Annotated in this window: 14 protein-coding genes; 9 read left to right on the forward strand and 5 right to left on the reverse strand. The window is 46.1% G+C overall.

Going from position 1 to position 11,951, the window contains the following annotated elements:
- Positions 1-31: 31 nt before the first annotated feature.
- Genes ACRJJO_RS10435 through ACRJJO_RS10445 form a run of 3 tightly spaced genes read left to right on the forward strand, consistent with a single transcriptional unit; the run spans position 32 to position 1,688 of the window.
- Positions 32-829: a ThiF family adenylyltransferase gene (locus ACRJJO_RS10435; RefSeq protein ID WP_431065700.1), complete on the forward strand. Its 798-nt coding sequence runs from the start codon at positions 32-34 to the stop codon at positions 827-829.
- Positions 826-1,305, forward strand: coding sequence for a Mov34/MPN/PAD-1 family protein (locus tag ACRJJO_RS10440; protein WP_431065701.1), 480 nt, complete (start codon positions 826-828; stop codon positions 1,303-1,305). Before ACRJJO_RS10435 ends, ACRJJO_RS10440 begins: the two co-directional genes overlap by 4 nt.
- Positions 1,306-1,325: 20 nt before the next feature.
- Positions 1,326-1,688, forward strand: coding sequence for a hypothetical protein (locus tag ACRJJO_RS10445; protein ID WP_431065702.1), 363 nt, complete (start codon positions 1,326-1,328; stop codon positions 1,686-1,688).
- A 183-nt stretch (positions 1,689-1,871) separates the two neighbouring features.
- Here the strand turns inward: ACRJJO_RS10445 and ACRJJO_RS10450 are convergent, their stop codons facing one another.
- Positions 1,872-1,970 (reverse strand): SOS response-associated peptidase family protein, encoded by a 99-nt coding sequence (locus tag ACRJJO_RS10450; RefSeq protein ID WP_431065703.1) that lies wholly within the window; start codon positions 1,968-1,970, stop codon positions 1,872-1,874.
- 191 nt (positions 1,971-2,161) lie between these two features.
- Between ACRJJO_RS10450 and ACRJJO_RS10455 the strand changes: the two genes are divergently transcribed.
- Entirely contained in the window at positions 2,162-2,722 is a 561-nt protein-coding gene (locus ACRJJO_RS10455) for a recombinase family protein (RefSeq protein ID WP_431065704.1), read from the forward strand.
- Positions 2,723-3,022: 300 nt separating this feature from the next.
- Here the strand turns inward: ACRJJO_RS10455 and ACRJJO_RS10460 are convergent, their stop codons facing one another.
- The 3 genes from ACRJJO_RS10460 to ACRJJO_RS10470 form a co-directional block, all read right to left on the reverse strand.
- Complete coding sequence (locus ACRJJO_RS10460; RefSeq protein WP_431065705.1) at positions 3,023-3,178, reverse strand: hypothetical protein; 156 nt, start codon at positions 3,176-3,178, stop codon at positions 3,023-3,025.
- A 144-nt stretch (positions 3,179-3,322) separates the two neighbouring features.
- On the reverse strand, positions 3,323-3,955 hold the full coding sequence (locus ACRJJO_RS10465; RefSeq protein ID WP_431065706.1) for a hypothetical protein: 633 nt from the start codon (positions 3,953-3,955) through the stop codon (positions 3,323-3,325).
- Positions 3,956-4,150: 195 nt separating this feature from the next.
- Positions 4,151-5,074, reverse strand: a complete 924-nt coding sequence (locus tag ACRJJO_RS10470; RefSeq protein ID WP_431065707.1) for a hypothetical protein — start codon at positions 5,072-5,074, stop codon at positions 4,151-4,153.
- A gap of 574 nt (positions 5,075-5,648) precedes the next feature.
- On the opposite strand from ACRJJO_RS10470, the gene ACRJJO_RS10475 reads away from it, so the two are divergent.
- Positions 5,649-6,086 (forward strand): hypothetical protein, encoded by a 438-nt coding sequence (locus ACRJJO_RS10475; protein WP_431065708.1) that lies wholly within the window; start codon positions 5,649-5,651, stop codon positions 6,084-6,086.
- A gap of 43 nt (positions 6,087-6,129) precedes the next feature.
- Here ACRJJO_RS10475 and ACRJJO_RS10480 read toward each other — a convergent pair whose 3' ends face one another.
- The gene (locus ACRJJO_RS10480) at positions 6,130-6,273 is read right to left on the reverse strand and encodes a hypothetical protein (RefSeq protein WP_431065709.1); all 144 of its coding nucleotides are present in this window, start codon (positions 6,271-6,273) and stop codon (positions 6,130-6,132) included.
- A 119-nt stretch (positions 6,274-6,392) separates the two neighbouring features.
- Between ACRJJO_RS10480 and ACRJJO_RS10485 the strand changes: the two genes are divergently transcribed.
- The 4 genes from ACRJJO_RS10485 (at position 6,393) to ACRJJO_RS10500 (ending at position 11,925) form a co-directional block, all read left to right on the forward strand.
- Positions 6,393-6,827, forward strand: a complete 435-nt coding sequence (locus ACRJJO_RS10485; protein WP_431065710.1) for a LexA family protein — start codon at positions 6,393-6,395, stop codon at positions 6,825-6,827.
- The gene (locus tag ACRJJO_RS10490) at positions 6,827-8,122 is read left to right on the forward strand and encodes a Y-family DNA polymerase (protein ID WP_431065711.1); all 1,296 of its coding nucleotides are present in this window, start codon (positions 6,827-6,829) and stop codon (positions 8,120-8,122) included. The genes ACRJJO_RS10485 and ACRJJO_RS10490 overlap by 1 nt, the downstream gene beginning before the upstream one ends.
- A gap of 284 nt (positions 8,123-8,406) precedes the next feature.
- Positions 8,407-9,390: an AAA family ATPase gene (locus ACRJJO_RS10495; protein ID WP_431065712.1), complete on the forward strand. Its 984-nt coding sequence runs from the start codon at positions 8,407-8,409 to the stop codon at positions 9,388-9,390.
- A gap of 9 nt (positions 9,391-9,399) precedes the next feature.
- Complete coding sequence (locus ACRJJO_RS10500) at positions 9,400-11,925, forward strand: S8 family peptidase (protein ID WP_431065713.1); 2,526 nt, start codon at positions 9,400-9,402, stop codon at positions 11,923-11,925.
- Positions 11,926-11,951 lie beyond the last annotated feature (26 nt).

Here is an 11,951-nt window from a genome sequence, read left to right on the forward strand (position 1 = left end):
TGGTCGCGATCATAACCAGCAAATTGAGTTATTGCAGTGCAAGTCGATTATTATTTTTGGCATAGGCTCAATTGGCAGCTCAATTGCTGAACTTATGGCCAAATCCGGAGTGGGTAATATCACACTCGTTGACCCTGAACTAATCCAGCCCGAAAACACAAGCCGGCATGTGCTTGGGGCCGACGCAATCAACAATAACAAAGCCGTTGCTCTAGCAAAGTCCCTTCTCAAGCGCTTTCCACATCTAAACATCGAAGGCATCGCTCAAACTTGCGGAGAATTTTTCCATAAATACCAGGAAAAACTTCAATCCGCGGATCTTATTATTTCGACAATTGGTGATTGGGGTGCCGAAAGCCAACTGAACGCGATGGCTTTAGAATCAAGCGCTATTCCACCAATTCTTTATGGTTGGCTCGAGCCACACGCAGCCGCTGGGCACGCAGTAGCACTATTTCCAAAATCGTCTTGCTTGCGTTGTATCGTTGATAGCTTAGGTAAACCTCGTTTATCAGTAACTGATTGGCATGATCAAGAAACAACGTTGCCAGTACCATTATGCGGGGGACATTTTCAGCCTTATGGTGCCATTGAGCTTACTCACGCACATGCACTTATTGCCGATTTAGCGTTAGATGTATTGTTTCATCAGCTTACATGCTCTACGTATCGAGTATGGATAGGTTCAAGCAAGCTTCTTGACAGATCTGGTGGAAAATGGAGTGTTTCTTGGGTTGAAGCATATGGCGACCCTGGCGCTGGCGGAAGATTGGCTGAAATACCAATCCATAATGATACTAATTGTCCTGAGTGTGGAGGCAGTTGTTGAGCTTACGCTATGTGCTAACACCGGGTGGTTCTACGGTAGTTTTATCGGACGCTGCACTGAAGACAATGAATCACTATCGTCAAATCGCACCAAGAAGTAAAGAAGCGGGAGGCCAGCTTTTCGCTCAATTTGAAGGAGATGACACAATTATCGTTGAAGCAACACCTCCTAAATGGTGTGATCGACGTAATCGATACAATTTCCACCCAAGCAGATGGCTACAGCAGCAGGAAATTCGAAAACGATATTCATGCGGACTACACTTCGTTGGAGATTGGCATACCCATCCAGAAGCTGCCCCTCAACCATCGCAAGAGGATTATCGTAATATGCAGGATTGCTTCAATAAATCAATCCATGATTTAAACAGATTCATTATGATTATAGTTGGATATGCTGAAGCACCCGAAGGATTACATGTAACACTCATCGGACAAAATTCAGTGCAATTGATGTTTTGCGAAAATAACTTATAGATAAGCGGGAGAAAAAAACAATGTTAGATTTGTTCGGTCTAAGTCATCAAAACAAAATGCTTTTACGACTGTATGCGATGCCTTTATTGTTTTTGGTGGGCACATTTATCGTGCTGATAGCTGAAGATATTTTGCAAGCGGCGACGGCTACTCCCTATATGTTTAATGTTTTATATATGGCGCTATGGTGGGTAAGCCTGTTGCTGTTGGGGGTCGCCTGCATCACTTTTTTATATTCTACCTTTTTACTCTGGAAATGGGACAAAGGAGAAGCTGCGGAAATGTGCCACATTTGTGGAGGCATTGTTACCGATAGAAATGGAAAGTATGGACCGTATTACAAGTGTTTAGCTTGTGGAGCCAATCGCTCTATGTACCGGTAAATTTGTTATGCGGCGCGAAAGAAAGACCTCAAGACCAATGTTTCTGCGGCACTAATAGGTCACCGCCTCTACACACGCGGCTGTTGAAGCTTGGTACTGACCTGCCAGGGCCGTCATGCCTTCTTTCGGGTACGGCTTCAGCAGAAATTGCAGGCCTCTCACATCCTTGGCCTCCGCACCGAGCTAGGTCCCCCAATCCCCAGACGCCAGAATCACCGGCATCCGGTCGTGAATCGCCCGCATCAAATAGTTCGCGTCCTTCGCGATGATCGAACAGCTCACTAAATCATCTCTTCCCGGGCGCCGACATCACAACTATAAATCAGTATCTGCGCCCCTCTATACATTAACACTCTCAATAGACCTTGATCTAAAGATAGAGTCACAACCCCGCTTAAAAGCCTATCAATAGACCTTTATTTGCATTATGATAGGTACTCTATCACAGCATTTAATACTCTATTGAGAGAAACATGATTATCGGTTACGCCAGAACGTCGACCACTGAACAAATTGCAGGGCTTGAAGCACAGCTACGAGAACTCGAAGCGGCTCAGTGCAAAAAAATATTCCAGGAACAGGTTTCCTCGGTTGCCGTCCGGGCTCAGTTAGAAGCGGCCTTGGAATTTACCCGAGAAAGCGATGTCTTGGTCGTGACAAAGCTGGACCGGTTAGCCCGATCGGTGGCGGATCTCATGGCCATTATTCAGACGCTGGAACAAAAGCAGGCCGGCCTGCGTATTCTTAACCTGGGCATGGATACGCAGACGCCCACCGGCAAGCTGATGCTGACCGTCTTGGGCGGCGTCGCTCAATTCGAGCGGGAAATCATGCTGGAGAGGCAGCGGGAAGGCGTCGCCAAGGCAAAAGCCGCGGGCAAGTATAAAGGCCGAAAGCCCTTGGCCACCGGACTGCGCCAGGAAGTCGTTGATCTCGCGGCCAATGGCGTAACCAAAACGCAGATTGCCCGGCAGCTTAACATCGGTGAGGCCAGTGTTTACCGGATTTTGGCGGATAATAGAAAGCACCATTGATACGGAAAAAATAAGGGCATTGTATGAGAATGGTATTGGTGTCACCGATATTGAAATCCGGACTGGGAATTGGACTAAAATTGGGAAGCTCTAAATCGGTTCAAAGCTATGCCGAATGTGGCGTTGAAAAAATCCTATGGGACTTTGGTGTCGTTTGTTTAAATGCACCCAGTAATGACAAAAGAAGGAGTGAGAGTTTGGTTTTAGTTATCATATTTGGCTTTGCATCCTTTTTTTTGGGAGGGTTTTTTAGCACAATTTTTTATCTTTTGTCCCAAAAAAACGATGCACCTTTAGTACCTATGTTTTTTTATTAATACTTATTGCCGGTCTCGCGATACTTGGTAAATCATTAATCGCCTCCAATGCGCTCTCTATAGGCAAACTAATGATTTTATTTTTCATTACTTTTGTTACTGCTGCCATACTTGCATCGGTAGGTTTATCTAAATACAAAGCATCCAATCGAATGAGTTGAAAATAAAAAACCACCGGCTGTTAATTGCGCCTTAACATAGACTCTAACGTACGTTTCCGTACCACTGGACGTCAAACCCCCTAAATAAGCCGCGCGTTTTTTAGGTCGGCTTTATTTTCTTGTTAGCTGTTTTCTTTGAATAGATCATCTAATTTATCCATTAGATATTTTTTATTCCCAACTAATTTAGCTAGTTCAAACGATACTTTATTGTATAGAGTCATATCGCCGCCTAACCTTATTCCTCTATTCTCAGGAGCGCAAATCACCGAAAGTATAAGTGCTAATACTGTTGCGTTAGAAATAATGAATACACCTGGCACCAATTCACCACCATCGCCTTCGAATTTAAGTCTACCGATACCGAAATTTCTACCAAAGTCTATAAGATCATAATCAATTTCAGCATCATGAGTTTGAGCGCACCGTATATTGTGGTAGATGAAATCAGCTAATTCTCCTCCAACCCCTCCAACTGGCTCGTCAGTTTCCCAGTTAACCAGTTTTATTTTGACACCATCAGGCAAACGTATTTTTCCCTGGGTTGATATATAGTAAAGAAGATATTGTTCATCAAAAATAAAGGCCTTTATACGATCGCCAACCATTTTCTTGTCTTTATGTCTTTCTTTGGCCACCACATCAATGATTGGTGCAATATTAAATATTGCGTCTTCGGCATCACCTTCTTGTAAGCACTGAAGCGATCTTTTGATCCTTTTTTCAATTGCTTGTCTAGAGGTTTTCTTTGCCACAATAATCTCGTTACAAACAGCTAACGCTCAGCCTCACCGGATAGCGGAGCGTAGCGATTCCGTGTGCAGGCCATTGTTATGTGTTTTTTATTGAGATGGCACATAAAATGACGTTTGTTGATTGTGCTTACGAAACACCGCTGACATTTGAAAACTAAAAGCTATACCGTAGGATGTTTTTTGATTAGCAATCATTTAATGAAATTTAAGATTACTGCTTGCGTTGCGAGGTAAAAAACCTAAACCAACAATACCAGCAACGATTAGGGCGAGTACTGGAGGTTCTGGAACAGTAATGACAGGATCATCTGGCTCCACATATACAGTCAAATCAGAGCGCTCAAAACTCACAATTCTTCGATTGTTGTTTTGAATATAAAAACGCCCAGTAGCCTGATTAATATCGATAGCTAGGCTAGCACCGCTTACGCCAGGTAGAAGCGTAAGGTCAAATTGATTGATCAAATCATATCCACTTGTGTCAAGGGTGTACTCATTTAGGATGCCACCAAGAACCGTGTATAAATTAGAGTTAATGGCATTGTATGCGAGATCATAAGGGTAACGATCATCAACAAGTGAAAAGTAGCTCGATATCAATCCATCATTAGAAATCAGCACTGTTTCTTCTGGGTGCGCCCCACTCCCAAAGACACCTGATAAAGCCATTAAACTGCTCTCATCAGTATTGTATGTCAACCCAGCTGTATTACTCATGCTTGAATTGCTCACTACACTACCGTCGGTTGTTAGTTCAAGCAAAGAATGTGTAACCGTTCTAGTTGATACATCATAATATGTAGCGCTTGCAAACAAACTGCCTCCAATACCAAATACTAACTCACCAAGGTTGCCTGCTGTACCGTAATCATAATCCACTCTTGATGAATCAATTAATTCACCAGAGCTATTAAGCCTCCAAAAATTATCACCTCCTCTGTAGCTTAGCGAGGAGAAAAATATCTCGTTGTTTTCTGGGTTTACAGCAAGACCAAGAATATTTGAATTATACGTTTCGGAATAAAAACCCGATATGTCATACGAAATTACTGCTGACCATGAAGGCGAAGAAGCAGTAAAAATTAAACTAAATATGAAGTAGAGCTTAAACTTTTCCATGTTGTTTTCCTTATGAATAAATAAATCAAATCGTATCTTGATGAAGTTCCAGACGTGACACATTTTAACCGTTCTAGCGCACATAACGGGTCGAATAAGGAGCGCGTTTAGCGTCTGACTTGATTCGATTGATGGCGAGTTTACCTGATTGACGATTTTTTTTCATGTTGTACGCTCGTTATTCGACCCGATGGCTTCGCATTTTCGGAGCCATCAAATGATTATCTGGACCGAGATATCATATACCTGAAATGAGATAAATTTGGTAATTGTTGTCTAAAAGTTTGTGATGGTAAACGGGATAACATTCATTTCTGTATGATCGCCAAGTCTGGAAAATTTCAATGAAGAAATGATCTTCCTAAAGAATGTTATGAATGTCTAGTTTTCTGCAGTCTGCCGTCATACAAAAAATTTAGCTCAAAGGCCGATTAGTGTCGGTTTTTGACAGCTAACTCAACGGTTTTCTGCTCATTACACTGACGAATGTCGTTATCATTGCTGAATTCACGGATAAATCTCGTGAAACTTTAGAGCCTTTTGTTGATTAGCACCCAAAAAAGAATACCGGTTATTGCTCGATTTGATCCATATCGCCGATTGGGTCCTGCACGCACATAGCACAGATGATCGTGCCGATACCAAAGACTACAGAGATTTGATGCAAAAATTGATGTCTTACGACAAGGAGATGGGCTTCGAGGCTCTTGTCGATTTCGAAAAAGAACGCGGGGAGTACGTCACTTCAGGTGAGTTCGTAGGCGAATCCTTAGCTGAAGAGTATATTGAAGCGTTCGAAGAGGACACTTTTTGGACCCAGCTAATTGGCAGGTTATCGGACCGCGACGCGATGAGACAGGCCGGTGTCAATGATTTGATCGAGATTGAAATGAGCGAACGATTTAAAGCTATCGGGGAGGCCGAGGAAAAATGGATAACGGAAATCGATAACTTCGGCCTGAGCAGAATCCGTATCGATGACGATGAAGCAAAACCCAATGTAGTCCATTAAAACATCCTGTCCAACTTCACCGCCGTATTCCCGAACTTAGCCATCACCAAACCACCCCCACCAGCATAATCGCCGATACCACCAACACCTTCATCCCCAAGGCGGCCGCGCAATCCGACCGGCGATCGCCCATAATCTCGGCCACCCGGTTTCTGACTTGATCCTGCATGTGAATTTTGCGTTGCATGGCGATTCTCCTCATCGCTGGTTTGGAATTTTTTGACAGCATAGCAAAAACGGGTTTAAAAGAGAACAAAAAGAGAACATAATAAACGCCGCTCATATTCTTCTCACTCTCAACTCGCTATGATCATTATGCCAACGAATTTTTATTCCGCTGCTTCAAACCCCAAAACTGTGAACCTGCCGCTGTTTTCCGGCAAAGTCTCGGCCGGTTTCCCGTCGCCGGCCGACGATTACATCGAGAAAACCCTGGACCTGAACGAGCTGCTGGTGCAAAAGCCCGCCGCGACGTTCTTCGTCCGCGCGCAAGGCGAATCGATGCTCGGCGCCGGTATTCATCCGAACGATATTTTGGTCGTCGACCGTTCGCTGAAACCGGTGCCGGGCAGGGTCGTGATTTGCGCGCTGAACGACGAACTGGTCGTCAAGCGCTTGAAGCGCCGGGGCGGCCAGTGGCTGTTAGGTTCGGAAAACCCGGCCTACCGGGATATCATTCTTCTCGAAGAGCTGGAAATAGTGATATGGGGTGTGGTGACCAACGTGATTCACCCGCTGTAATGTCCCCGCAACGGCTGATCGCCCTGGTCGATTGCAACAACTTCTATGTAAGCTGCGAACGCGTGTTCAGGCCTGACCTGATCGGCAAGCCGGTTGCCGTACTCAGCAATAATGACGGCTGCGTCGTCGCCCGCAGTGCCGAAGTCAAGAAATTGGGCATCAAAATGGGTGTGCCGCTGTTCCAGATTCAGCAACTGGTCAACCAGCACCAAATCAAACTTTTCTCATCAAACTATGCGCTGTATGCCGATATGTCGGCGAGAGTCATGGCCACTTTGGAACAGTTCGCCCCCAATCTTGAGGTGTATTCCATTGATGAAGGCTTTCTGGACTTAACCGGCGTTTATCCTTGCGGCAAAGACCCGATTGCTTACGGCCAGCTGATCAGAAAAACGGTTGTTCGAGCCACCGGCATTCCGGTTTGCGTGGGGCTAGGACCGACCAAAACGCTCGCTAAACTGGCGAACTTCGCCGCCAAAAAATGGCCGCAAACCGGCGGTGTTCTGGATCTGTCCGACCCGGTGCGCCGGGAAAAGCTGATGCGCATTGTGCCGGTCGGCGAGGTGTGGGGCATAGGCCCGCGCACGGCGGCCAAGCTGAACCGGCTTGGCATTCATACCGTTTGGGATTTAGCGTCCCAATCCAGCAAGCGCATTCAAGCCCAGTTTAATGTTGTGGTGGCTAGAACCGTGATGGAGTTGAATGGCACGCCTTGCCTGGCATTGGAAGAAATCGCCCCGGATAAACAGCAAATTGTCTGCTCCAGAAGTTTTAGCCGCCGCTTAACCGAATACGCCGAGCTGTCGCAAGCCATGGCCGAGTTCTGCAGCCGGGCCGCCGAAAAACTCCGGAATCAAGACTCAGTGACCGGCTGCATTACAATCTTTATCCGGACCAGCCCATTCAATCCGGATGAGCCGCAATATCAACGGGCGGCGAGTAGTAAGCTGAATGCGGCTACGCAAGACACGCGATCAATCATTGCTACCGCTAACCGGATGCTCGAAGAGCTATACAGGCCAGGCTATAACTATCAGAAATGCGGCGTCCAGCTAAGCCATATCCAGCCGGAAACCACGCCAGGGCAAATGGATGTATTCGACTTGATGGTTGACGGCCTATCTACTGAAAACCGTCACTTGATGAAAGCCATTGATCGGATCAACCGACGCTTTCCGAGAGCTGTTTCTATCGCGGCAACTGGATTCGATAAAAGCTGGAAGCCGAAGGCGGAGCGGATTTCGCAGCGTTATACGACCGATTGGGGGGAGTTGGTGGGGGTGAAGTGTTTGTGATGTCCATGTCTGTTGACGACCCGTTGCAGTCATAGCTATGCTAATTTCGACCGTCAAATCATTGGCTCTGAACGGACACTCAAATTTATTCTCCAAAAGGAGTCGGCGTAACTATAATTTTTAAGACCAAACTTAAACAATTTATCAATTCATTGGATTAGTCATGGCAAAACTCAGTGAGAATATTAGCTTTGAGATTATTGAGTTGGAAACCAATAACATAATATTCCTTAAAGTTATGAGCTGGATCGTTTATCATGCATTAAGGAAATAAGGTTATACGAATGGCCACAGCAGAACAAATCAAATCATTATTGAGGAGTCACGTTGATCGGGATGATCAGCGTTTCTACTCTATTGCTTTGCAAATGGCGGCTCAGGAGGCGCGACAAGGGCACCATAAACTCGCCGGTGATATTAAAGCGATGGTCGAGAAATCCCAAAAAACTGCAACTCTTGGCCTTGCTACATCAAAACCAACCCCATTATTGCAGCAACCCAAAGGCGACCTTAAAGGGTTATTGGAGCTCACTAACTCACCAGTACGGAGTAGCGAATTAGTTTTAACTGGAGAGATTAGAGAACGTCTCGATCAAGTTCTTCTCGAACAACGGCAAAAGGACAAATTGGCACAGTTTGACCTTTTTCCACGGCGGAAGCTGCTATTCACTGGACCACCAGGAACCGGTAAAACAATGTCCGCTGCAGTGCTTGCAACAGAGCTAAAGCTCCCACTTTACACCATTGTTCTCGATAGCCTAATTACCAGGTTTATGGGCGAAACGGCAGCTAAGCTTCGGTTGGTATTCGATCATATCCAGCAGACACGTGCCGTCTATTTATTTGACGAGTTTGATGCCATAGGCACTCAACGCGGCGCGCAAAATGATGTTGGTGAGATTCGAAGAGTGCTTAACTCGTTTTTGCTATTTGTGGAACAGGATAACTCCGAGAGCGTTATTGTCGCTGCGACCAATCACCCTGAACTTCTCGATAAAGCACTATACCGCCGCTTTGACGACATCATTCGATTTGAAAAACCGGGTAAAGAACAAATTAGGGAGTTAATCCAGAATCGTTTGACACTCTTTGAAACCGCCCCTCTCGCATGGGATCAAATAAGTTCAGCAGCTGAGGGACTCAGTGCTGCAGAAGTAGCCCGAGCATCTGAGGATGCTGCTAAGGAAGCTGTTCTTCATCAGAAAGGCCACATTTCTTCATCACTTATCATCAAGGCGATTGAGCGGCGGCATGCCGGCAATAAATAAGGAGGTTCAATGCCCAAACGGAAACGACATATCCTGATTGATGGGTTTGTTTTAAATGAAGATTTTCGGTCCAAAAGGACAGGTCGAAACCCTATCATTCCTCTGCAAGATCGATTAGCACATGGACAACACCTGTCGCTCCGCTACGCAGAGCTTGTTAATCAATTTGAAATACATCGAACCCAGATTCAAAATTCCATAACAGAGGATATTGGGATCTATGTCGAGATAATGGGAGCCCCAGGTTGCGAGCTTCCGCTAGAAAGCCTAGACACAAGTCGTGATTTCAAGCTTCGTTCATGCCGTAAAGTAGATGATCACGAAGTTGCGTTGATTTACATACCAGAGTCCAAACGGGACGTTTTTCAGAAAAAGTTAAAGCAATACCTCGATCCTGAAAAAGATACCAAAAAAGGTAACCCGCGAAACCATAACCTTATCGACAGTATCGCCGAGATCAAACTAGCAGATTTGCGGTCGTTTTGGACCGATGATCCTGAATATTTTCCTGCGGATTTTGATCAAGCCGTATGGTGGGAGCTTTGGCTAAAAAAGCGGAGCGCTGATGAAAATCCACTCGATATAGCTCAACAGCTTGCCGCGCGCATCGATGGGCGCTTGGGAAACACCTCACTCAGCTTTTTCGATAGCGTTGTCGTCCTTGTTCGGGCCACTGCACGTCAACTTGAACGAGCTCCAGAATTGATTGCGTGCCTTGAAGAATTGCGTCGCGCCAAAGAAACGCCGAATGTTTTAATTGAATCTTCGCCAGTTGAGCAGCAGCAGTGGGCAAATGATTTGCTGCAACGAATCCAGCTTGATGACAATACGTCCACTGCCGTGACCATCCTTGATACCGGCGTCAATTTTCAGCACTCATTGCTTTCGAGTGTTTGTAACGCTGCACAGGCGGAGCGATGGAATCCAAACTGGCCCTTTTTCGACGCTTTCAACCCCGCTAACCTGCACGCACCATACTGCGATCATGGGTCCAGACAGGCTGGACTTGCCGCTTTTGGTGATTTGCACTCAGCATTAGTCAGTGACGAAGCTTTTGTCCTAAAGCATCGAATCGAGTCGGGACGTATTTTGCCGCCGACGGGTTCAAATGACCCAGAGCTATATGGGGCCATAACTATTGGCACTGCAGCAAAGCTTGAAATCGAGCGCCCGGATTGGAATCGTGTCTACTCGCTGGCTGTAACTGTTGATCCCGAGCGAGTGGGTGGACAGCCATCATCTTGGTCTGCCGAGATCGACCAAGCTGCTTCAGGAATCGAGGACGGAAAACAAAGACTTTTCGTTATTTCTGCTGGTAACAATCGCAACTTGGTGCCAGATATTGACCACTGGGAGCAATTGCATCTTGCTGAAATCGAAGATCCTGCCCAGTCCTGGAATGCATTGACTGTAGGCGCCTATACCGAAAAAACGACAAACGACGACCCGAGCTTTGGCGGGTGGTCACCGTTAGCGAGTGCCGGAGATGTTGCTCCCGCGTCCCGCTCCTCTGTAAATTGGCCGTGGCGTAAGCAAGCGCCCTATAAGCCTGATCTTGTCGCAGAAGGAGGCAATCGACTGTTATCGCCAAACCATACTGAAATATCTAATGCGGATGTTGTTTCCTTGCTGACTACATCGGGCCGCACAACTGGGCAGTTATTCGAAGTAACAGCAGATACCAGCGCAGCTTGTGCCTTGATATCTCGATATGCAGCAATACTCATGAGCGAGTATCCAGACTACTGGCCGGAAACTATTCGTGGTTTGCTGGTGCATTCGGCGGAGTGGACAGCACTTATGTGGCAGCGATTCGGACTCCTACTGAGCCAACATAGCATTAAGGTTGCCAAGCAAACGATGCTTAGATGCGTTGGTTACGGCGTTCCTAATCTGGAGCGAGCGGTTTACAGCGCGAATCATGCATTGACGTTGATCGCTCAAGACCATCTTCAGCCGTTCGCTAAAGATTCTGATGCAAGTAACTCTAGCGATCCAAAATTAAATGAAATGCAGCTTTATCAGCTACCTTGGCCGATAGAAGCATTACAACAGCTACCCTCGGAAACAGAGGTCAAACTTCGCGTCACCTTGTCATACTTCATCGAGCCGAATCCAGGACGTCGTGGATATCGACAACGTTTCAGCTATCAATCACATGGATTGCGGTTCGAGGTTATTAGACCTGGACAATCGTTGGAGAATTTTCGCGCATTCATCAACAAACTTGCTGATGTAGAAGACTATGATGGCCCTGAGGGCGATGCTGATGGCTGGCACTTGGGTCCGCAAATGCGTACACGCGGGTCTTTGCATTCCGACGTTTGGACCGGCTCGGCTGCGTCCCTTGCCGATATGCATACCCTCGCTGTATTTCCAGTTGGCGGTTGGTGGAAATACCGCACAGCCCAAGATCGGTGGAAAAACAAAATTCGCTATAGCCTTATCGTTAGCATTGATGTACCTGATGAAACAATAGATATATATTCAGCAGTCGAGAATTTGATAGAAACTAAAGTGGAAGTTGAGGTTTAATTAAAGAAACTAGCGAGTTATATTTG

It is taken from the genome of Methylotuvimicrobium sp., assembly GCF_050611805.1.
Classification (GTDB): domain Bacteria; phylum Pseudomonadota; class Gammaproteobacteria; order Methylococcales; family Methylomonadaceae; genus Methylotuvimicrobium.